Source organism: Dermabacter sp. p3-SID358 (assembly GCF_025147465.1).
In the GTDB taxonomy this organism is placed as follows: domain Bacteria; phylum Actinomycetota; class Actinomycetes; order Actinomycetales; family Dermabacteraceae; genus Dermabacter.
The window spans coordinates 74,312-94,383 of sequence record NZ_JALXOZ010000009.1 but is presented as its reverse complement, the minus strand read 5'-3'; the positions used below and the strand labels follow the sequence as shown (position 1 = coordinate 94,383).

Below are 20,072 nucleotides of genomic sequence, written 5' to 3'. Positions count from 1 at the left end.
CGACATGACCACCCCGACCTCAATGACCGAACCTCACATCGACACCTGCCCGGCGGGAGGCGACGGCGATCCGTCCGTCCACGGATACATCAGCGACAAGGCGACGTACCGCAATCGCCTGCGGCGCCTCGAAGGCCAAATCCGCGGCATCGATCGGATGATCGATGAGGACCGCTACTGCATCGACATCTTCACCCAGATCTCCGCAGCCACCAGGGCACTCGAAAACGTCGCCCTCGGACTGCTCGACGATCACCTCAAGCATTGCGTCCTCGACGCCGCCCTCGCCGGTGGACCAGTCAGCGAGCAGAGGCTCGGCGAGGCATCCGAGGCCATCGCCCGTCTCGTTCGCTCCTGACGCCCGCACACCAAATCGATCACGACCTGCAGCCCAGGAGTTTCCCTATGACCACACAACACGTCCTCATCCTCGGTTCAGGAGCAGCCGGAGCCGCAGCCGCCCGCACTCTCGCCACACGTGACGACGTCCGGGTGACGATGGTGACCCGCACCGGGGAGACGCCTTACACGCGAATGCTCATCAAAGGAATCGCGTTCGGCCCGACCCCGCCGGAGATGATCAAGCTCCCGCTACCTCAGATTGAGGTCATCGCCGACACCGTGCTCGATGTCGATACTACGGCGAAGCGGGTCCAACTGACCTCCGGCGCGCAGGTCTCCTACGACGCGCTCATTGTCGCGACAGGGAGCGTGCCCCGCTCTCTGCCCGCGGGTGTACTCGAAGGCGACGACGTCGGACAAGGCCGGGTCACTGCTCTGCACTCCTTGGAAGATGCCATGGGTATCCGCGATCTGCTGACCAGCCTGGCACGGCCGGCGCGAGTGACGATCTATGGCGGCGGAATCATCGCAGCCGAGACCGCTTCGTCGCTGCAAGCCGACGGACACATGGTCATGCTGGTCTCTCGCAGTTCTGTTCCCGGCATCGGAGCGTTTGGGGCGCCGGTGGCTGAGCGCCTCGCCGCTGACCATGCCGCCAAGGTGCAGACTCGATTCGGTCGCACTCTCCAGCATGTCGACGAAACAGAATCCGGTGTTGCCATCACCCTCGACGACGATCAACGCATCGTGGCCGACTTACTCCTCGTTGCGCTCGGCACGACGCCCGCAGCCCCGTCGCCGTGGACGAACGGCATCGACGTCGATGATCGCCTCCGTGCCGCAGCAGACCACGTCTACGCCGCCGGAGGTGTAGCTACGCATCACGACGAAGCACTGGGCGTCTGGCGCATCGACCATTGGGAAGACGCCGCCGCGCAGGGCACGCACGCCGCACAGGCCGCACTGCACGACCTCGACATCAGCGACGATCCGGGCACCTACCTGCCGCGCAGCCCCTACATGGCGCTGGTCTACGGTCAGATGATCTCCGGAGTCGGGTACACCGCTGGTGCAGACGCCCAGGTGGAAGCCGGCGAGGAGTTCATCGTGCGCCACGAGACCGACGGCACCGTCGTCGGCGTCACCGGCATCGACGCGGTCGGCACCGTCTACCAGTGGGGTCAGCAGCTCCACGGCCTGCAGGCATAGACGATGGCGGGCGACTATACGAGGCAGATCCCGCGGCGGGGTTTCGCGCTCGCGATGGCAGCGACCATTCTCATGATGGCGGCTGCCAGCGCGCCGTCGTTGTTCTACCCCCAGATCGCAGAACAGCTCGGACTCGTCCCCGTCGCCACCACACTCGTATTCGCGGTCTACACCTTCACCCTCCTGGCCGCGCTGCTCTACCTCGGACCGCTCTCCGATCACATCGGCCGACGTCCGGTCGTAACCGCCGGTTCCCTGGCGCTGGCACTCAGCCTGGCCATGTTCTGGTTCGCCGACAGCCTCGCGACACTCCTGGTCGCCCGCGCTCTGCAAGGACTCGCAGCGGGTCTGCTCATCCCGGCCCTGTCGGCGATGATGATCGACTTCGAGCCGCCGTCGCATCCGAACATCGCAGCCCTGTGGAACACGATCGGGCCGATGATCGGTCTCGGGACCGGGGCACTCGGTGCTGCGCTGCTCCTCGATCTCACCCCCGAACCGACAACTGCGGTCTTCGGCCCGCTCGTGCTCGCCTTCCTCACCGTGGCAGCGACGGTGTGGAGCACACCGGAACTGGTCCCCAAGACCCGGATACGACGTGGCGACCTCCGCCCGCGGTTTATGGTGCCACTGCACCTGCGCCGCATGTTCACCGCCGGTGTGCCCGCGATTATCGCCGGGTGGGCGACCAACGGACTCTTCCTCGCGCTCGGAGCCGGCCTCGTCGGCAGTGAGCTCGGGGGCTCCACGCACACCCACGCGGGCATCGTCATCTTCGCACTGGCGATCTCCGGAATCACCGCCTCGTCCGTCCTGCAGCGGCGTTCCGCCCGCACCATCAGCCTGTATGCGACCAGCGCCCTGGCATTCGGCACCGCAGCGAGCATCGTCGCCCTCGCACTCGGTTCCTACCCGGCCTACGTCGTGTCGGTCGCGATCGTCGGTTCCGGGTTCGGCACAGCGTTCCTCGGGGTGCTGCGCACACTCATGCCCCACACGGCATCGTCGGAACGCGCCGCCGTGATGGCTGTGATCTACACGGTCGCCTACCTGGCATTCGGCGTGCCCACCATCGTCGCCGGGTTGCTCGTGCCGGTACTCACCCTGTCAGGAACGATGACAGTCCTCGGTGCGATCATCATCGCCCTCAGCCTTGCAGCCACCGTCCTACGCCTGCGCATTCCTTAGCCGGCCGCAGATCCGGCAGAGACTGACGACTTCTCCGAACTCCCCACCGACTCTCGCCGCCGAACCGCACCCGACCAAGAAGAGCAGCCATGACCTATGCGATCGCGCTTCCCTGCGCGGACGTCAAGGACCGCGCCTGCATCGACGAATGTCCTGTCGACTGCATCTACGAGGGCGAACGCTCGCTCTACATCCATCCCGACGAATGCGTTGACTGCGGAGCCTGCGAACCGGTTTGTCCCGTCGAGGCCATCTACTACGAAGACGACCTGCCCGACGAATGGTCTGACTACTACAAGGCCAACGTCGAGTTCTTCGACGAATTTGGTTCTCCCGGTGGAGCCGCGAAGATCGGACCGGCGGGCTTCGACCATCCCCTCATCGCCGCATTGCCCATCCAACATGAGCAGTCCCTCTGAGAAGGACAATTCGATCGATTCACGCCGGTACAACGCGCAATCCTTGACTAGTACCCCTGGGGGGTATAGGGTAGGTGTCATGATGAAAGGAGCTGACATGCAGAGGAGACTGCGAGCAGGGCTGGCAGCAGGAGTGCTCGGAGTGACACTCGTGCTCGCCGGTTGCAGCAGCGGAGCAGACGAAGACCAGCAGACCGACCCTTCGGCTACTGAGGAGCAGGGCCACGGCGGCGACAATGCAGAAAGCGGAGATGAGGAAATGGATCACTCGATGGAGCACCCGATGGACGGCGGACCGGCACCCGAGGGTATCGCCGAAGCCAGTGACCCCACATACCCGGTCGGCACAGAGGTACAGCTCACGGCCGACCACATGGAAGGCATGGACGGTGCGACAGCGACGATCTCCGGCGCATTCGACACGTACACGTACTCCGTGAACTACACTAACGCAGGTGGCGGCGACCCCGTCACGGACCACAAGTGGGTCGTGCAGGAAGAAATCGAGGATGCCGGCGACGAGCGCCTGACCGATGGCACAGCGGTGACGCTGCTCGCCAAGCACATGGAGGGCATGGAGGGCGCGAGGGCCACCATCGCTTCGTCCACCGATGAGACGGTCTACATGGTCGACTACGAGACGGACGGCATGAAGATGACGAACCACAAGTGGGTCGTCGAGAGCGAGATCCAACCAGCGCCCTGAGCCGACGTTCGCTTGCCCGGCGACCGGGTGAGCGGCATGGCTCGATGACGAAGGAGAAGAACGATGACGGACCCGAACTCACACCAGCACCACGGTCACGGAACCGATGCACCCGCTCACGGCGAGCATCACCACGGGTCTGTGTCCGCGCACGCCTCGGCGGAGGCGCACGGCACGCACGAGGGCCAGCACACTGGACACCAGGGCCACGCCATGAACCACGGGCAGCACTCAGACCACACGGGCCTCGATGAGAACGGTGTCCACGGAGATCACAGCGGCCATGGCGGCCACGGAGATCACAGCGGCCATGGCGGCCACGGGGACCACGTTGGCCAGTTCCGCCGGCTGTTTTGGATCAACCTCGTCATCGCCATCCCCGCGGTCACCCTCTCGCCGATGTTCTCCATGCTGCTGGGCTACGAGGTCCCCGGCTGGGCGGGCTGGGTCGCCGCGGTACTGGGCACCGTCATGTACGTCTGGGGCGGCAGGCCCTTCCTCACCGGCGCCGTCAGCGAGTTGAAGTCCCGCAAGCCCGGGATGATGCTGCTCATCGCTCTGGCGATCACGGTGGCCTTCTTCGCCTCCTGGGCCGCGACCCTCGGGCTTGTCCATCACGAGCTGGAGTTCTGGTGGGAGCTGGCGCTGCTGATCGTGATCATGCTGCTGGGCCACTGGATCGAGATGCGCTCCCTGGCCCAGACCACCTCGGCGCTCGACTCGTTGGCTGCACTGCTGCCCGACGAGGCCGAGCGCGTCGAGGGCGAGAACGTCGTTAAGGTGGCCCCAGCCGACCTCGTTGTGGGTGACGTCGTGATCGTGCGCCCCGGCGGCAGCGTTCCGGCCGACGGCACCATCGTCGACGGCCGCGCCGACATGGACGAGTCCATGATCACCGGCGAGTCCCGCCCGGTCTCTCGGGGCGAGGGCGAGACAGCTACCGCCGGCACCGTCGCCACCGACTCCGGCCTGCGGGTGAAAATCACCGCCACCGGCGACGACACCGCCCTGGCCGGGATCAACCGGCTCGTCACCGAGGCCCAGAACTCCTCCTCCCGCGCCCAGCGGATCGCCGACAAGGCCGCGGCCTGGCTGTTCTGGTTCGCTCTCGGCGCGGCGCTGGTCACCGCTGTCGTCTGGACGCTCATCGGCATGCCCGACGAGGCCGTGGTCCGTACCATCACCGTACTCGTCATCGCCTGCCCCCACGCCCTCGGCCTGGCGATCCCGCTCGTGGTCTCCATCGCCACCGAGCGCGCCGCCCGCGGCGGCGTGCTGGTCAAGGACCGCCTCGCCCTGGAGTCGATGCGGCAGGTCGACGCAGTGCTCTTCGACAAGACCGGCACACTGACCAAGGGCGAGCCCACCGTCACCGGCGTCGAACCGACCGGCGACCTCGACGCCGACCAGGTCCTCGCCCTCGCGGCCTCGGCCGAGGCCGACAGCGAGCACCCGCTCGCCAAGGCCATCGTCGCCGCCGCCAAGGACAAGGGCCTCGCCCTTCAGCAGGCCAGCGGCTTCTCATCCTCGCCCGCCGTCGGAGTCACCGCGACTGTCGCCGGCCAGGAGGTCCGCGTCGGCGGCCCCCGGCTGCTTGAGGAGACCGGCCAGCACGAGGTCGGCACAGCCGAGGAATGGCGTTCTGAGGGCGCGATCATCCTGCACGTCCTCCGCGACGGCCAGGTGGTCGGCGGCCTCAAGCTCGCCGACGAGATCCGCCCCGAATCCCGCAACGCCGTCGACGCCCTCCACGCCCTGAGCGTCGAGGTCGTCATGATCACCGGCGACGCCGAGGCCGTGGCGAACGAGGTCGGACGGGAGCTCGGCATCGACCGCGTCTTCGCCGGCGTCCGCCCCGAGGACAAGTCCGCCAAGGTCGCCCAACTGCAGCACGAGGGCAAGAAGGTCGCCATGGTCGGCGACGGCGTCAACGACGCCCCGGCACTGGCCCAGGCCGACGTCGGCATCGCGATCGGCGCCGGCACCGATGTCGCCATCGCCTCGGCCGGGGTGATCCTGGCCAGCTCCGACCCCCGGTCGGTGCTCTCCATCATCCAGCTCTCACGACGCGCATACGGTAAGATGAAGCAGAACCTGTGGTGGGCCGCCGGATACAACCTCATCTCCGTGCCGCTTGCGGCCGGCATCCTGGCACCGGTGGGATTCGTCCTGCCAATGTCGATCGGCGCGATCCTGATGTCGGCCTCCACCGTGGTCGTCGCGCTCAACGCCCAACTCCTGCGGCGCATCGACCTCACACCCGAAGCCAGCACGCGTTCCGTCCTGGAACGCCAGAAGTAAGGACATGCCCATGTCTGTCGACACCGATTCTCATCAGCACGGATACATCAACGACAAGGAGCGCTACCTCGGCCGTATGAAGCGCATTGAGGGTCAAGCCCGAGGGATCGCGAAGATGATCGATGAAGAGAAATACTGCATCGACATCCTCACCCAGGTATCCGCCCTGACCCGCGCCCTCCAGGGGGTCGCGACCGGTCTACTCGACGATCATCTCAAGCACTGTGTGCTCGACGCAGCGAAGCTCAGCGACGAGGCGGCCGTCGAGAAGATACAGGAAGCCACCGACGCCATCAACCGACTCGTCCGCTCCTAATCCCGGACCCCGAGGCCGCGTTCCAGGACACGGCGGGAAGCCCTCACGACGCCCTCCACGCCTGATCCTCACCGACACGCCGTCCGCCCGCGATGCGCCCACTTTCGCTCAACGGGCCAGGCGAGCCGGCGCCCACGGCGTGCGCTTGCAGGCCGCGGCCGGGCTGCTGCGCATGAGTGCGGTGTACCAACGCCCCGTGGTCCGCTCGACCGCACCCCTACGATCCTCGTCCTTCGCACGCTCCATTCCGACCCCGAGCTGCAGTGCGACGTCACCGTCGAAACCCTGACCGCGACCGTCGACCCCCTGTCCCTCGAACTGCCGGAGACCTCGCTGGCACCCGCTTGGACCAGCGTCGAACCCCCACAACACGGGTGGAGATACATTGCGGACGTGTCCAGTCTGACGCTGATGCGTAGCGTCCGTGCCGGCATCGAGGCCGTGGCCCAAGCACTTCCCGACAAACCCGGCGACGATGTCGCCCGCAAGATCCGGGGCATGGTCTGGGGCACCCCGGACACAGCCCTCGCGTCGCTGCCACAAGGCGTCGCGTTCGCCGCCTACGTCTTCGGGTTCCTCAGCTCCGAAGGAGAGGCCGCGATCTCCACCGCCGGCCGCTGGACGCGGTTGACCCTTCCGACTGGACACGTACTCCTGCGCGGACCCGTCGTCTCTGGCCTCACCTCAATCCGCCGCACCCGGCCACGCGTCTCCGAGTCCTTCAAACCAATCGGATAATACTTGATACCCCATAGGGGTAAAGGGTAGGATTGGTGACTATGAGAGAGGCTGAACACGCGCACGCCACGTATGACACACCGCACCTGGATGCGGCCGGGATCGTGAGTCGGCAGCAACGCGAGTCCGGCGACTTCTACCTATTGACCGGTGTACATGCCGGGCATCAGCAGCAGGAACGCATCCCTGCGGGTTCAACCTCGAACTCGCGACCAAACTGACTAAGGAGGCATTATGCCCCGTTTTTCCCGATTGACCCCTGAGACCGCAGTGGGGAGCTCACGAGACTTGCTCGGCGATCTCGTCGAGCGGCACGGCGAGGTCGGAGACATGGTCTCGACGATGGCGCATTCCCCGGCGGTGCTCGGCGGTTATCTCCAGCTGAGCAAAGCCATGCGTCGCGCCAAGCTCGACCGCAAGGTCAGCGAGCTCGTTTCGATCGCCGTGCAGTCGCAGCAAGGATGCGGAATGTGCCTGGCCTCGCACATCAGCGCGGCACGATCACTCGGGGTCAGCGATAACGAGATCGCACTCGCCCAGCAGGGTACGGCGATGACCGGCCCGGTCGCGGCGATGATCGCGCTCGGCCTCCAGGTCTACCGTGAGCCTGCGTCGATCACCGACGAGCAGATCGACGAGCTTCGGGGGTTCGGGTACAGCGACCGTGAGATCTCTGATGTCGTCGGGGTCGTGTCGCTGAACATTCTCACCGGCGCCTTCAACCTGGTTGCCGGCCTCACGCCGGGCGACTGATCTTGCCGGCGACTTGGCGCCTTGGCCGAGAGGATAGGCAGCGGTCTGCAAAACCTTGTACACGGGTTCGAGTCCCGTAGGCACCTCCACTTTCCGCCGAATCCAATAAGGCACGCGTCGCAGGAAGCGGGCAGTCCACCCTCGGGCGCGCCGGAACCTCTGAGCTTCATTTCGCATCGAGCGACAGATCACACTCGACAATATCGTCATAGAGCGATATAATCGCTATATGACTATGAATCAACAAGAGGGGGCAACCCTCGACGAGGTGGCGACAGCAGCGTACGCCCACCTGTTCCAGGCATTTGCAGAACCGACGAGGTTGGCGATCGTGCAGCACCTCGCCTCGGGCGAGCACCGGGTCCGCGATCTGGTCGAGCACATGGGCCTGGCCCAGTCCACGGTAAGCAAACATGTCGGCTTTCTCGTTGAGTGCGGCCTGGCGACGATGCGCCCGGAAGGGCGCTCCACCTGGTACTCGCTGACACAGCCCGAACTCCTGCGTACCCTCGTCGCCGCTGCCGAATGCCTCCTCGATGCCACCGGCACGCAGGCCCTGCTCTGCACGCACCTGCGACTCCCACATACCCACCACGCGACAGATACGGAGAAGAAGTAGACATGGGCGCAGGACACAATCACGGCCCCGCAGCCAGCGAGACCGGGCACCCTGGAGATTTCCGCAAGAAACTCTGGATCGCATTCTCGATCACCGCGACGATCGTCGTCGCCCAGGCCATCGGCTCGGTCATCACCGGCAGCCTCGCACTGCTAACCGACACCGCCCATGCCATCACCGATGCCGTCGGCCTACTGGTCGCACTGATCGCCGGGACGCTGATGCTCAAGCCCGCCAACTCCAAGCGCACCTGGGGGTTCCGACGTATCGAGGTGATCGCAGCCCTCGGACAGTCGGCACTGCTGCTGGTGGTGGGCACGTACGCCGCCATCGAAGGAATCCGGCGACTGTTCGAGCCGCCGGAGGTGCCCGCAAGCGAACTGCTGATCTTCGGCATCATCGGCCTGGTCGCGAACATCATCGCCATCACCATCCTCGCCTCCAGCCGCGGTTCGAACTTCAACATGCGTGCCGCGTTCCTCGAAGTCCTCAACGACGCCCTCGGCTCACTCGGAGTGATCATCGCGGCGATCGTGATCTCCACGACCGGGTTCATGCAGGCCGACGCCATCGCCGGACTGTTCATCGCCACCCTGATCGTGCCTCGCGCGTTCAAGCTGATGCGCGAGACCACCGGCGTCCTCATGGAGTTCACTCCTAAGGGCCTCGACCTCGACAAAGTCCGCTCACACATCCTCGAACTCGACCACGTCCAGGATGTTCATGATCTGCACGCCTCCACTGTGGCGACCGGCCTACCGACCCTGACCGCCCACGTCGTCGTCGACGACGAATGCTTCACCGACGGTCATGCCGCCCAGATGCTCCAAGAGATCAAAGACTGCGTCGCAGGACACTTCGAGGTCTCCGTCCATCACGCAACCTTCCAGATCGAGACCGAGCACATTGCCGAACATGAACCGGAAGTCAGCAAGCACGACTGAACGCAGCGCCCCCTCCCGGGCTCGTACCGGGCGGGGCGCTTCCGCATCACACAGGTAGGCACTACCCCTATGGGGTACTATGGCCAATTGGCACCACGGGCAGGCACGAGAAGGAATCCCATGAAAAACCTCAGGTCATTGCCGAAGTACGGCGGGAAGAAAACCGCTGCAACCACCGTCGTGATCGGCGCTTTCCTGCTCACCGGATGCGCGGCCGCCAACGACTCACCCTCAGCCACCTCGGCCAGCGGAGCCGAGATTCTTGTCGAGAATGGTCTCGAAGGCCTCGACGTGCGGGAGCTGGTCGAAACGCTCGATGCGATCCCGCTGGACGATCGCACGGAGACCTTGACCACGTCGATCACTGCGGAGATGGTCACGCTCACTGATCAGCACGAGCACGCGACAGAGGTGCGGTTGCCCAGTGACGAGATCTACGTATCCGTTGCCCCGTATCGGTCGCAGACCCATGATTGCTGGTGCTGTTGCAAACTCGCGTTTTCGACGAAAACGGCGGATCCGGTACCAGCGTTGCGCTGCACACTAACAAGTAGTTAGTTATCTGGAATTCCTGTTTGCAACAGCACCAAAAAAATAACCCCGCAGGTTTCCCTGCGGGGTGTCGTTGTTAGAACGGTGCTTCGTCGTTGTCGGCGTCAGCGCCAGCCAGGGCGGCGTTCGCCGCCTCGCCTCCGCGACGGGCTGCGCGCGCAGCGGACTCTTTCTTGGAGTCGATCAGCTGCACGGTGTCGATACGGGCGACCAGCGGGTAGTGCTTCACACCGTCCTTGTCGGTGTAGACGTCGGTTTTCAGCGAGTAGCTCACCGCGACGCGATCGCCGGAGCCGATGCAGCCGAACACGCCGGGGTTCTTGGCGTCCTGGACGTAGCCGGTCAGCTCCACGATCTCGCTTTCCACCTTGCCGGTGGCCTTGTTCTTGAAGGTGTTGCGCGCATAGACGCTGAGCTTCACCGTCGCACCACCGTTTGCGTGCTCGAACAGCTTGGGTGCGCGAGCTGCGTTGCCGACGATGGTGCCGTTGTTGAAGGGGTTGGACATGATGGTTCTCCTTATCTGAGTGGGTGTGATTTGCCGTGCAATTTGGGTACTTAAGCAGCGGCTTTGCTGCTGCGGGGTGGTTGCGCTGTCGCTACAGCACTGCCCAGGGCAGCGGTGTGCCTGCCGCCTCTAGGTCGCGCAATTCTTGTGCTGCGCCCGGATCGACGTCCTCGCCGTCGATGCCGTCGGCGAGCTGGTAGAGCAGTTCCAGGTCGGTGTGGGTGATGTCGCGCATCACGTGCCTCCTTGTTCGGATTGATGGTCAATCCGTCTGTTGGAGACAGCTCTGCTGTCTAAAGGTCACTCCCCTGCCTCGTTGCGGTGTCTGTCGTCGCAAGCCACGGCCGACGAGAAAAAGAAACCCCGTTGCATCGCTGCAACGGGGTGTGTGGGATTACTCGGCGAACAAGATCGTGCGGGTCTTCTCGGCGCCCTCGCGGACGAGTTCGACCATCCGCTCGCCTTGGCCGATGTCGGTCAGCTTCGCGACCAGCGAGGCGAGGTTCTCCTTCGGCCCGATCTCGGTGGCTCGCTGCGCAGCCACGCCAGCTAGCCCCGGCTGGCCTGTGGCGTGGGCGAGCACGGCAACGGTGGCGGTGAGCTGGGCGCGCATCCCCGGCCAGCTGGTCGGGACAGCACGCATAACCTTCTCTATGAACGCAAGGCCAGCCTGCGGCTCATCGAGCAGTGCCGCAAGCAGTGTGTCCCGCAAGCGCGGCGTGGTGAAGCATTTCAGCGCAGACCGAACAGCACGAGTGCTCGGCTGGGTGATCCCTGCCGCCGCCTGCTCGTATTCACGCTGCAGCATGTCGGAGAACATGGGCGGAACGTACGCCAGCGCGTCTTCGATGATGTCGGCGTGCTCGGCAGCGTCGATGCCGTGGTCGGTGCTGTTCAACCGTGCCTCGATGTCGTCTTTGCTCGGCTCCGGCAGCTCGCCGGTGTCCGCAAGCATCTGCTGCAGCGCCGCCGATGCGGCGACCTCGCCGACAACACCGTGGCGCGGCTCGTTGATGAGCGGATGCTGGTACACAGACCACCAGGCAGCCCCGGTGACGATCTCGGGCACCTGCACCACCCCGAGCAGCGGTGGTAGGTGCACTGCCCCGCTGGTGAGGTACGTGGCCGTCTCGTCGAAGATCGGTTGCGCAATGTCATCGCTGATCATGTACGCGATAACAGCGTCGAGTTCCAGGTGGTCGACCCACGCTGCGAACCGCTCGCGGCTCTCGGTGAGCTTCTCCACGGCCTCGTCCAGGTCGAACCGTGCGATCGGACCGAGGCGGATGGTGTCAGCGCCCTCGTCGTCGACGAAGAACGCGAGGATCAGCGAGTTGTTCGGGTAAAACCCGAGGATGCCGGGGAGGTTCGCGAGGATCTCGCCGTGGGATGCAAGCGTGTGGGAATGAGTGGACATGGCAGTGCTCCTTTGCACGAATACGGGGTGTACGTGGCCAATCCCGTATTCGGTCCGGCTCTGCCGGTCGCAGGCGTATCCCCGCAGTGCAGTGCCTATGTGCGCTGGGCGTCGCTAGCGCAGCCTGATGCCTTCTCGCCGGGTGCGAGCGCTAGCGACGCAGCCTGTGCTTAAGCGTCGGTGTCGATGCGCTTGAGAGCGCGATAGATCGTCGGCCGCGAGACGTTGAATGTCCTAGCTACTGCGCTGATGGACTTACCGCCGTCGACGAGTTCCTTGGCCATCTGCGCCTGCTCAGCGCTGAGCTTCGGCTTAGGGCCGGCGACCCTGCCTTGAGCGCGGGCGTGCGCCACGCCTTCACGGGTGCGCTGGACAAGCAGGTCACGCTCCCACTCGGCCAAACTTGCCATGACGTTGATAACCACCTTGTCGGTGGGCTTCGACGTGTCCAGCGCTGGCTCCAACACCTTGACGTTGATGTCGCGCTCGGCAAGGTCAGCGATGGTGTTCACGGTGTCCGCGAGGCTGCGGCCGAGCCTGTCCAAGCGCGTGACAACGAGCGTGTCGTCGGGGCGCATGTACGCCAGCGCGTCATCAAGACCAGGCCGTTGCCAGTTGGTGCCGGAGATGGTGTCTGAGTAGATGTGGTCCGGGTCGCAGCCAGAGCCTGAACGCTCAGATGACTTCGAGCCTGACTTCTAGCCTGGAACCGCTGGTAGAAGTAGCTGTATCTGAGGCAATGTCGAAAGAGCCTAAGAGCCTGCACGAGGCAGCAGAAGCCTCTAAGAAGGCTCGCAGCGCTCTGCTCCAGGAGAAGGAGTCCAACGAAAAGCTGCTGGAGGAGATACGCGCAGAACGCAAGCAGTATAACGACGATATGGAAAAGTCGAACACGAACTTTATTAAGGCCTGCATGTCTGCCTCGTGGATTGCAGCCAGTGTTCTCTTCGTTGCTATCGCACTCGTTGCTGTCGGAGCCTTGGGGAACGGGCTGCTAAGTATGCTCGGCATACCCGACGGCGTGTCTGCCTTGTGGGGTCACGTCCAGGAGGCCAACGGCATCGGCCCAACACTGGGCTGGTTGGCGTTAACACTTATCGTCATAGGGGTTCTTATAGCGCTTATGACCTGGATGTTGTCCCAGGCTGCGCCGGGTATTGCTCACTTAGTCGAGGAATACCGTCGCAATCACCCGAGGAAAGAAACGAACCACTAACTAGAACACGTGCACCGTAAAAAGTAAAAATCCCCACAACACAGCGTAGCGGTTAACCGCTACGCTTCTTTTATGCTCTTCCTATGCCCCAACTTTGCAACAGCACCAATAAACTGGCGCCCCGGTTATAAGTTGGGGCGCCAAGTCGATGTGCTCGAGTCGGGGGATGTTAGTGGCCGGTGCCAAGCCGGCCAGACAGGCGGTTCAGCCGGTCCTGACTGGGACCGTCGAGCCCGATAATGGACACGGTTTTGCCTCTGTCCTGGAACTTCTGCGTAATCGCGTCAAAGGTCGCGACCGTGGAGGCATCCCAGATCTCCGCCTCAGTGAGATCAATAGTGATATGACGGGCAGAATCGGTGTAATCAAAGCGATAAACCAGGTCATTGCTTGATGCCCAAAACAACTGGCCATGCACCCGGTAGGTACGAGTATCAATCTCTCCATCGCCGTCGCCGTCGATCTCGGAGACCTTTTCAATGGAAGCGATATGTGCCATCCGACGGGCGAACATGATCATCGCGGTGACCACACCCAACACCACACCAATGGCCAGGTTGCTGGTGGCTAGGGTGGCAATAATCGTCACGGCCATAACAATGGTCTCAGAGACCGGCATGAGTTTAAGGGTGCGTGGATGCACCGAGTGCCAGTCGATGGTGCCGACCGAGACCATGATCATGATTGCCACCAGGGCAGCCATCGGGATCATGCCAACGATGTCGCCCAGTGCCAGGACCAGGACCAGCAGGAACACACCGGCTAACAGGGTGGATAGGCGGGTACGTGCCCCGGATTCGCGGACGTTGATCATGGTTTGACCGATCATCGCGCAGCCACCCATGCCGCCGAAGAAACCGGAGGCAATATTAGCCACCCCCTGTCCCCAGGATTCACGAGTTTTATCGGAATGAGTGTCGGTGATGTCATCGACGAGCTTGGCGGTCATCAACGATTCCATGAGACCGACCACGGCCATGGCCAGGGCATAAGGCGCGATGATCTGCAGGGTCTCCAACGTCCACGGCACGTTCGGAATAAACAGGGACGGTAAGGTCTCCGGCATCTTGCCCATGTCCGAGACCGTCGGGACAGTCAAACCGGCGGCAATGACCAAACCGGTGAGCACGATAATCGTGACCAGCGGGGCGGGGATCACACTGGTGAGCTTGGGGAAGAAAATCATGATCACCACACCCAAGCCGACGAGTGGGTAGACTATCCAAGGCACATCAATGAGGTGTTCGAGTTGGGCGGTGAAAATCATAATGCCCAGTGCATTGACGAAACCCAGCATCACCGATCGGGGGATAAAACGCTGAAGTTTCGCCACACCGAGGGCGCCGAGCACGATTTGTAGGACACCGCCCAACAGGACGGTGGCGATGAAATAATCCATCCCGTAACCACGCGCCACAGGAGCAATGACTAGGGCAATAGCCCCGGTGGCGCCGGTGATCATTGCCGGGCGGCCACCGGTAAAGGCGATCGCAATGGCCATGACTACCGAGGAAAACAGACCCATGGCTGGGTCAACACCGGCAAGGATGGAAAAGGCAATGGCCTCAGGGATCAGCGCCAGGGATACCGCCAGTCCGGCCAGAATCTCTATACGGATACGGGCGGGGGAAGAAAATGCGTAACGGAAGGATGCGATGATCCCGGTAGGGGCATCAGCGCCGTCTGGACTCAGGAGGGGGCGGGGGGCCGCCGTGCTAGTTTCAGTCATAGATGTCCAATCTTTGAGGGGATAGGTAACTGGGCGAACGCCCGAAAGGAATCCCACCCTCTAGTAACTTTAGGTTTGGTGATGGTGGTCATGGTAGCGGGAGTTTTACTCAACCGCCAACCCAGGCACAGGAACCCGTGGGCAACATCACCGTGAAGGAGAACAGGCAATGCAAAACAGTAATTTCAAGATCGGCGAGGTCGTTGACCAGACGGGGTTGTCGATTCCCACCTTGCGTTATTATGACAACGTCGGCCTGATTACCCCATCGGGGCGTAGCCCTGGTGGGTTCAGGCTTTATAGTGAGGCTGATGTACGTCGTGTTTTGCTGGTGCGACGGATGAAACCGCTGGGGTTTACTCTGGATCAGATGCGGGAATTCCTGGAAGCTGCGGAGATTCTTCATAGTTCAGATGGCGGGCAGGACAGTGATACCGCACAGCAGGCACGGAGTAATGCCAAGGCCACCCTTGCCGACATTCGTGAGGAGACGCGCACCCGCTACGAAAAGCTACGCAAGCAAATTGCCTACGCTGAGGAATTCCTCGATCTGGTCAACACCCTGGTACCCTAAACTGCCCCCATCCTTCGCAGGGAGAAAAAGACCATCGTATTGAATGCGCTCTGTCGAATCGCGTTCCAGATGAAGTGGACGAACGCCCGCGGCCTCTCCGGAGTGGATGGCGATAGTACAGAGGACTTCTGAAATCCGTGCAGACGACTCCTCAAAACGACACAGTCATCCAAGGTCACAAAATCGAAAATTGTCACTTAACCCCATCACTTCCAAACCGGCTTAAGTGACAAAATGCCATCGCTAAAGTCCCGATTTGAGTCCCAGGACGTGCGCCTTAAGAGAAATAACTAAAGCCCCTACCAGTGTTTCTCCTGGTAGGGGCTTGGAAGTTGGTAGCGGGGGCAGGATTCGAACCTACGACCTCTGGGGTAACAAGAGCCGTGTCATACTTCCTGCGAACGCCACGGTTGAGCAGTGTCGCCCCCGATACACGAAGGCAGATCTCCCCCGAACTGCCGGCTCCCGTGGCGTTCCTTCGTAAGAGCTTTGCGCGCCGCAGCGCATGCGCGCGATTGTTGACGTGTCACACACTGCAACCTAGTTCCACACGATCTGCACCGATTCAGGGTTAAAGGTCTTGGTGCCGCGCACGCCACGGCGCAGGCGCACCTGGCACAGGGTATTGATGACTCGGCGCTGCACGGCAAGCTCTGCGTTGTCGAAGGCATCCACGGGCGAGGCGTAGCCGGTTGTGTCGAGCAGCGCCGATGCGCCAGCAAGACGGGCACGGCGCGTTTCGAGTTTCTCGATCTGCGGCTCATAACGGTTTCGCGCGCGCTTGAGGTCACGGGCCTCGATAAGCTCCTCATCGTAGTCAGCCTGGACGCGGGCGAGCTTTGCGCGAAGCTCAGCGAGTTCGTCGTCGATGGCGTTGACCTCGTCGTCGTCCACAGTCGGCAGCAGGTCCGCCAGGTCGTCACGGCCAAGGCGGGCGCGGATCACGGCGAGCACAAAATCATCGACGCTATGTGTGCGCACTAATCCACAGGCGGCGCAGCGGTAGCGGTCGGCATGTGTGCGCACGGGGTTGCCACACTCGTCGCAGACATACAGACCCGAGCCGAGATGGCGGCGAGTGTTCCGGCGCTCCTTGTTGGTCAGCCGGTCGGGATCGTCGAGCACGTTCTGCACGCGCCACCACAGATCTGGTGTGACGATCGGCTCCCACTGCCCTTTCACCGGCTCGCCGGTATCGGGGTCGCGGACGATATGCGTGACACGGCGGTATTTGTTCTTCACGCCTTTGCGCTTGGCCTTCTTATAAGTGGAGTAACCCGCATACACGGGGTTGCGCAGGATCGAGTGCAACGACGTGTAGGCCCACGGCTGCGCGTCGGGAACCGGCTTTTCTTCCTGGCCTTCAGCGCGGCGTCGAGCGTTGCGCTCTGTGACCACGGTGTACATATGGCGCGGCGTGGTCGGGATATCCGGCAAGCCCGGTTGATCGACCCCAGATAAGGCGCGCGCAATGTCGCGCATGGAGTTGCCCCTCTCGACAGCGCGGAACATACCGAGCACGGCGGCGGCTTCGGATGGAATGATCTCGCCGGTGGAGGTGTAGCCGATAGGGCGCACACCGCCGGAGTACCAGCGGCCCTGCTCGGCGCGTTGCTGTTGCGCACGAGACTGGCGCATGCTCTTTCGCTCGATCTCGCCGCGTGCCACGGCTGCTTTGATGCGCGCGTACATTCTGCCGCCGTCGGTGGCAAGGTCAGCATCACCGTTCGCAGTGACGAGTTTCAGCCCCTGCTCCTCTGCCCTGTCGATCCACTCTTCGAGCTGCCAGGGCTGCCGTGTGAGGCGGTCGAGGTCCCAGCAAATGATCGCGTCGATCTCGCCGCGCTCAAAGGACGCCACCATCGCGTCGTAGTCGGGGCGGTCCACGTCCTTCTTCGACGCGGAGATCGACTGATCGACGTAGGTATGCACGACGTCCCAGCCGCGTTGCTCGGCAAGGGCTTCGCAGTCCTGGCGCTGCCGGTCGATGGCGAGGCCGTCCATGGCAGCATCGAGCGAGATACGGAGGTAAATAGCAGCACGTGTTGTCATGCCGCTAACACTAGCGCGCCTCAGGTTACATTGAAACGAAACTCCACCACGTCTCCGTCTTGCATAACGTAGTCCTTGCCCTCCATGCGCACCTTGCCGCGAGCCTTCGCCTCTTGCATGGAACCGGCGTCGTCGAGCTCGTCGAAGGAAACGATTTCGGCCTTGATGAAGCCGCGCTCGAAGTCGGTGTGAATCACACCTGCGGCCTGGGGCGCGGTCCACCCCTTGCGAATGGTCCACGCGCGCGACTCCTTGGGGCCGGCCGTGAGGTACGACTGGAGGTTAAGGGTCTCGTAGCCGGCGCGTGCGAGCTGATCGAGGCCCGATTCTTCCTGGCCGGTCGACGCGAGCATCTCCGCGGCCTCTTCCGGCTCGAGCTCGATGAGCTCGCTCTCAAACTTCGCATCGAGGAAAATCGCCTCCGCGGGAGCAACGGCTTTGCGCAGCTCCTCCTGCATCGCCTTATCCGCGAGGCCCTCTTCGTCCGTGTTGAACACGTAAATAAACGGCTTGGCGGTCATGAGCTGCAGCTCTTTGAGAAGCGACACGTCGATCCCGGCGCCGTCGCCCCCCTGGAAAAGGGTGCTTCCGGATTCGAGGAGTTCCTTCGCCTTGAGCACCTCGGGAAGGACCGCGGCGTCGATGACCTTGCGCTTCGTGTCTTTTTCGAGGCGCGGGAGGGCGTTGTCGATCGTTTGGAGGTCGGCGAGGATGAGCTCGGTCGAGATCGTCTCCATGTCGCCCGCGGGAGTTTCGGAGCCGGGCACACGCGTGACGTCGGGATCGCTGAAGGCGCGGGTAACCTGGCAAATCGCATCGGCCTCGCGGATATTTGCGAGGAACTTGTTACCGAGGCCTTCGCCTTCGCTCGCACCCTTCACAATGCCGGCGATGTCCACGAAGCTCACGGTCGCGGGGAGGATCTTCTCGCTCCCGAAGATCTCGGCGAGGCGATTCAAACGCGGGTCGGGAAGCGGCACCACACCGACGTTCGGATCGATCGTCGCGAACGGGTAGTTTGCCGCGAGCACCTCCGCACGGGTGAGCGCGTTGAACAGGGTCGATTTACCAACGTTGGGCAGGCCAACGATTCCAATTGTCAAAGCCACGCCCCTCATTCTAGGCGCAGGGTCCGACGCTTGCTTCCCTCAGGGCGTGCCGCACTTTAAATGTCTCACCCTCGTGGTGAGGTAGGAACATGAACCTTTCGACTCTTGTGACTGTTCTTGTGCCGCTCCTCATCGGAGGCGCCATGGGCGCTTTCCTCGCATGGGCGCTCATGCGTGAGCGGGTGCGCTCAGCAGAAGCGAGGGCGGAGGCAAACGGCGCAGACGTCGAAGCCCTCGCGGCACGTGCGGTGAACGCCTCTAGCACGCAGTTCTTGCAGCTCGCTTCGGAGCGCTTTGAACGCGATTCCGCACGTCGCGAGGCCGTCGATGCCGCTCGCTCCGAGCAGCTTTCGCGCACGCTCTCCCCCATTTCGGAAACTCTCACGAGTTTGGAACGCTCGGTTGCGCGCACGGAGGCGGCGCGGCAAAAGGCCGACGGTGACCTCGCCTCGCAGCTCAAGAGTCTCTCGGAGCGCACCCGCGATCTGGGCACGGGCACGAACGCCCTCGTCGCAGCCCTCAAGGCCCCCACGAGCCGCGGGCAGTGGGGCGAGGTGCAGCTCAGGCGCATCGTCGAGGCGGCGGGCATGCTCGAGCACACCGACTTTACCGAACAGCAAAGCGGAAGGAACGTCGGCGGCGAAAAGGGGCAACGCCCAGATCTCGTTGTGCATCTCAGTCACGGCCGCACGATCGTCGTGGACGCGAAGGCGCCCATGGATGCGTACCTTCGTGCTGCGCACGCCACTGACAAGACTGAGCGCGCAAAGCATCTTGCCGAGCACGCGAGGGCGCTTCGCTCGCACGTCACACATCTCAGCTCGAAGTCGTATTGGGCCTCACTCGGCGATTCACCGGAGTTCGTCGTGATGTTTGTGCCGAGCGACGGGCTGCTCGCGGGCGCGCTCGAATCCGATCCGGGACTCCTCGATGGGGCTTTCATGCTCGATGTCGTGATCGCCTCCCCCGCAACGCTCATGGCGCTGCTTCGCACCGTCGCGCACACGTGGCGCACGGATGCCCTTAACAAGGATGCTCTACGAGTGCTCGAAGCAGGCCGCGAAGTCCACAAGAGGCTCGGAGTCTTTGGCGGGCATCTCGCGAAACTCGGCCGCAGTCTCGACGCATCAGTGCGCGCTTTCAACGACTCGGTGGGCTCGTATCAAGCTCGAATTCTTCCTGCTGCGCGTTCGATGGAAGAGCTTCAAGCCGTAGGCAGTCCACTTGACGACATCGAACCCGTGACCCAACTCGCACGCGAGGTCGATTCCTCGAACCTGAATACCTGATTTCAACCCGTACATGGAGCCTCCAGGAAATAACCCCCGTTGCTTAATCTGCCCGTTACTTTTTAGGAGCACCTTGGAATCCGCTTCCCCA

Annotated in this window: 22 protein-coding genes and 1 tRNA gene; 16 read left to right on the top strand and 7 right to left on the bottom strand. The window is 63.0% G+C overall.

The annotated features are described in order from the left end of the window. The first annotated feature begins 4 nt into the window (after window positions 1-4). From M3B90_RS05890 to M3B90_RS05830, 13 genes are all read left to right on the top strand, one after another. A complete protein-coding gene (locus M3B90_RS05890) occupies window positions 5-358 on the top strand; it encodes a metal-sensitive transcriptional regulator (protein WP_083290896.1) in 354 nt (117 codons plus the stop codon). Window positions 359-405: 47 nt separating this feature from the next. Beyond that, the gene (locus M3B90_RS05885; protein ID WP_070478515.1) at window positions 406-1,551 is read left to right on the top strand and encodes an FAD-dependent oxidoreductase; all 1,146 of its coding nucleotides are present in this window, start codon (window positions 406-408) and stop codon (window positions 1,549-1,551) included. A 3-nt stretch (window positions 1,552-1,554) separates the two neighbouring features. Then, the gene (locus M3B90_RS05880) at window positions 1,555-2,739 is read left to right on the top strand and encodes an MFS transporter (RefSeq protein WP_070478517.1); all 1,185 of its coding nucleotides are present in this window, start codon (window positions 1,555-1,557) and stop codon (window positions 2,737-2,739) included. An 89-nt stretch (window positions 2,740-2,828) separates the two neighbouring features. Continuing rightward, window positions 2,829-3,158 carry a ferredoxin gene (fdxA, locus tag M3B90_RS05875; RefSeq protein ID WP_070478519.1) on the top strand — a complete coding sequence of 110 codons (330 nt, stop codon included), beginning with the start codon at window positions 2,829-2,831 and terminating at the stop codon, window positions 3,156-3,158. A 97-nt stretch (window positions 3,159-3,255) separates the two neighbouring features. After that, a complete protein-coding gene (locus tag M3B90_RS05870) occupies window positions 3,256-3,864 on the top strand; it encodes a YdhK family protein (protein WP_070478521.1) in 609 nt (202 codons plus the stop codon). A 63-nt stretch (window positions 3,865-3,927) separates the two neighbouring features. Then, window positions 3,928-6,165: a heavy metal translocating P-type ATPase gene (locus M3B90_RS05865; RefSeq protein ID WP_070478523.1), complete on the top strand. Its 2,238-nt coding sequence runs from the start codon at window positions 3,928-3,930 to the stop codon at window positions 6,163-6,165. A 10-nt stretch (window positions 6,166-6,175) separates the two neighbouring features. After that, a complete protein-coding gene (locus M3B90_RS05860; protein ID WP_070478524.1) occupies window positions 6,176-6,481 on the top strand; it encodes a metal-sensitive transcriptional regulator in 306 nt (101 codons plus the stop codon). Window positions 6,482-6,892: 411 nt separating this feature from the next. Then, window positions 6,893-7,219, top strand: coding sequence for a hypothetical protein (locus M3B90_RS05855; RefSeq protein ID WP_083290898.1), 327 nt, complete (start codon window positions 6,893-6,895; stop codon window positions 7,217-7,219). 234 nt (window positions 7,220-7,453) lie between these two features. After that, window positions 7,454-7,972, top strand: coding sequence for a carboxymuconolactone decarboxylase family protein (locus M3B90_RS05850; protein WP_070478526.1), 519 nt, complete (start codon window positions 7,454-7,456; stop codon window positions 7,970-7,972). Between the two features lie 15 nt (window positions 7,973-7,987). After that, window positions 7,988-8,061: transfer RNA gene (locus tag M3B90_RS05845), tRNA-Cys, on the top strand. 140 nt (window positions 8,062-8,201) lie between these two features. Then, the gene (locus M3B90_RS05840) at window positions 8,202-8,591 is read left to right on the top strand and encodes a helix-turn-helix transcriptional regulator (protein WP_070478528.1); all 390 of its coding nucleotides are present in this window, start codon (window positions 8,202-8,204) and stop codon (window positions 8,589-8,591) included. A 2-nt stretch (window positions 8,592-8,593) separates the two neighbouring features. Then, window positions 8,594-9,535: a cation diffusion facilitator family transporter gene (locus M3B90_RS05835; RefSeq protein WP_070478530.1), complete on the top strand. Its 942-nt coding sequence runs from the start codon at window positions 8,594-8,596 to the stop codon at window positions 9,533-9,535. A gap of 120 nt (window positions 9,536-9,655) precedes the next feature. Continuing rightward, window positions 9,656-10,093 carry a hypothetical protein gene (locus M3B90_RS05830; protein ID WP_070478532.1) on the top strand — a complete coding sequence of 146 codons (438 nt, stop codon included), beginning with the start codon at window positions 9,656-9,658 and terminating at the stop codon, window positions 10,091-10,093. 70 nt (window positions 10,094-10,163) lie between these two features. On the opposite strand, the gene M3B90_RS05825 is transcribed toward M3B90_RS05830, so the two are convergent. From M3B90_RS05825 to M3B90_RS05810, 4 genes are all read right to left on the bottom strand, one after another. Further along, window positions 10,164-10,595 (bottom strand): single-stranded DNA-binding protein, encoded by a 432-nt coding sequence (locus M3B90_RS05825; protein WP_034997554.1) that lies wholly within the window; start codon window positions 10,593-10,595, stop codon window positions 10,164-10,166. Between the two features lie 91 nt (window positions 10,596-10,686). Further along, on the bottom strand, window positions 10,687-10,830 hold the full coding sequence (locus tag M3B90_RS05820; protein ID WP_259889066.1) for a hypothetical protein: 144 nt from the start codon (window positions 10,828-10,830) through the stop codon (window positions 10,687-10,689). 159 nt (window positions 10,831-10,989) lie between these two features. Beyond that, a complete protein-coding gene (locus tag M3B90_RS05815) occupies window positions 10,990-12,012 on the bottom strand; it encodes a DUF4192 domain-containing protein (RefSeq protein WP_136650953.1) in 1,023 nt (340 codons plus the stop codon). A gap of 170 nt (window positions 12,013-12,182) precedes the next feature. Then, complete coding sequence (locus tag M3B90_RS05810; RefSeq protein WP_083290965.1) at window positions 12,183-12,656, bottom strand: recombinase family protein; 474 nt, start codon at window positions 12,654-12,656, stop codon at window positions 12,183-12,185. A gap of 95 nt (window positions 12,657-12,751) precedes the next feature. On the opposite strand from M3B90_RS05810, the gene M3B90_RS05805 reads away from it, so the two are divergent. After that, window positions 12,752-13,228, top strand: a complete 477-nt coding sequence (locus M3B90_RS05805; RefSeq protein WP_034664648.1) for a hypothetical protein — start codon at window positions 12,752-12,754, stop codon at window positions 13,226-13,228. A gap of 169 nt (window positions 13,229-13,397) precedes the next feature. Here M3B90_RS05805 and M3B90_RS05800 read toward each other — a convergent pair whose 3' ends face one another. Beyond that, window positions 13,398-14,957: a SulP family inorganic anion transporter gene (locus M3B90_RS05800; protein WP_034664651.1), complete on the bottom strand. Its 1,560-nt coding sequence runs from the start codon at window positions 14,955-14,957 to the stop codon at window positions 13,398-13,400. A gap of 169 nt (window positions 14,958-15,126) precedes the next feature. Between M3B90_RS05800 and M3B90_RS05795 the strand changes: the two genes are divergently transcribed. After that, window positions 15,127-15,531: a MerR family transcriptional regulator gene (locus M3B90_RS05795; protein ID WP_048733850.1), complete on the top strand. Its 405-nt coding sequence runs from the start codon at window positions 15,127-15,129 to the stop codon at window positions 15,529-15,531. Between the two features lie 540 nt (window positions 15,532-16,071). Here M3B90_RS05795 and M3B90_RS05790 read toward each other — a convergent pair. Together M3B90_RS05790 and ychF are read right to left on the bottom strand one after the other, a co-directional pair. Beyond that, a complete protein-coding gene (locus tag M3B90_RS05790; protein ID WP_070421670.1) occupies window positions 16,072-17,583 on the bottom strand; it encodes a recombinase family protein in 1,512 nt (503 codons plus the stop codon). Window positions 17,584-17,603: 20 nt separating this feature from the next. After that, window positions 17,604-18,692: a redox-regulated ATPase YchF gene (gene ychF, locus M3B90_RS05785; RefSeq protein ID WP_259889064.1), complete on the bottom strand. Its 1,089-nt coding sequence runs from the start codon at window positions 18,690-18,692 to the stop codon at window positions 17,604-17,606. Between the two features lie 89 nt (window positions 18,693-18,781). On the opposite strand from ychF, the gene M3B90_RS05780 reads away from it, so the two are divergent. Next, a complete protein-coding gene (locus M3B90_RS05780; protein ID WP_259889063.1) occupies window positions 18,782-19,981 on the top strand; it encodes a DNA recombination protein RmuC in 1,200 nt (399 codons plus the stop codon). Window positions 19,982-20,072: the final 91 nt, after the last annotated feature.

Excerpts from the sequence above, each read along its gene's own strand:
- fdxA (WP_070478519.1), top strand. The coding sequence starts at position 2,829 with ATGACCTATGCGATCGCGCTTCCCTGCGCGGACGTCAAGGACCGCGCC.
- M3B90_RS05830 (WP_070478532.1), top strand. The coding sequence starts at position 9,656 with ATGAAAAACCTCAGGTCATTGCCGAAGTACGGCGGGAAGAAAACCGCT.
- M3B90_RS05815 (WP_136650953.1), bottom strand. The coding sequence starts at position 12,012 with ATGTCCACTCATTCCCACACGCTTGCATCCCACGGCGAGATCCTCGCG.
- M3B90_RS05825 (WP_034997554.1), bottom strand. The coding sequence starts at position 10,595 with ATGTCCAACCCCTTCAACAACGGCACCATCGTCGGCAACGCAGCTCGC.
- M3B90_RS05790 (WP_070421670.1), bottom strand. The coding sequence starts at position 17,583 with ATGACAACACGTGCTGCTATTTACCTCCGTATCTCGCTCGATGCTGCC.
- M3B90_RS05870 (WP_070478521.1), top strand. The coding sequence starts at position 3,256 with ATGCAGAGGAGACTGCGAGCAGGGCTGGCAGCAGGAGTGCTCGGAGTG.
- M3B90_RS05795 (WP_048733850.1), top strand. The coding sequence starts at position 15,127 with ATGCAAAACAGTAATTTCAAGATCGGCGAGGTCGTTGACCAGACGGGG.
- M3B90_RS05840 (WP_070478528.1), top strand. The coding sequence starts at position 8,202 with ATGACTATGAATCAACAAGAGGGGGCAACCCTCGACGAGGTGGCGACA.
- M3B90_RS05885 (WP_070478515.1), top strand. The coding sequence starts at position 406 with ATGACCACACAACACGTCCTCATCCTCGGTTCAGGAGCAGCCGGAGCC.
- M3B90_RS05820 (WP_259889066.1), bottom strand. The coding sequence starts at position 10,830 with ATGCGCGACATCACCCACACCGACCTGGAACTGCTCTACCAGCTCGCC.
- M3B90_RS05800 (WP_034664651.1), bottom strand. The coding sequence starts at position 14,957 with ATGACTGAAACTAGCACGGCGGCCCCCCGCCCCCTCCTGAGTCCAGAC.
- M3B90_RS05865 (WP_070478523.1), top strand. The coding sequence starts at position 3,928 with ATGACGGACCCGAACTCACACCAGCACCACGGTCACGGAACCGATGCA.
- M3B90_RS05835 (WP_070478530.1), top strand. The coding sequence starts at position 8,594 with ATGGGCGCAGGACACAATCACGGCCCCGCAGCCAGCGAGACCGGGCAC.
- M3B90_RS05860 (WP_070478524.1), top strand. The coding sequence starts at position 6,176 with ATGTCTGTCGACACCGATTCTCATCAGCACGGATACATCAACGACAAG.
- M3B90_RS05880 (WP_070478517.1), top strand. The coding sequence starts at position 1,555 with ATGGCGGGCGACTATACGAGGCAGATCCCGCGGCGGGGTTTCGCGCTC.
- M3B90_RS05805 (WP_034664648.1), top strand. The coding sequence starts at position 12,752 with ATGTCGAAAGAGCCTAAGAGCCTGCACGAGGCAGCAGAAGCCTCTAAG.
- M3B90_RS05780 (WP_259889063.1), top strand. The coding sequence starts at position 18,782 with ATGAACCTTTCGACTCTTGTGACTGTTCTTGTGCCGCTCCTCATCGGA.
- M3B90_RS05850 (WP_070478526.1), top strand. The coding sequence starts at position 7,454 with ATGCCCCGTTTTTCCCGATTGACCCCTGAGACCGCAGTGGGGAGCTCA.
- M3B90_RS05855 (WP_083290898.1), top strand. The coding sequence starts at position 6,893 with ATGCGTAGCGTCCGTGCCGGCATCGAGGCCGTGGCCCAAGCACTTCCC.
- M3B90_RS05890 (WP_083290896.1), top strand. The coding sequence starts at position 5 with ATGACCACCCCGACCTCAATGACCGAACCTCACATCGACACCTGCCCG.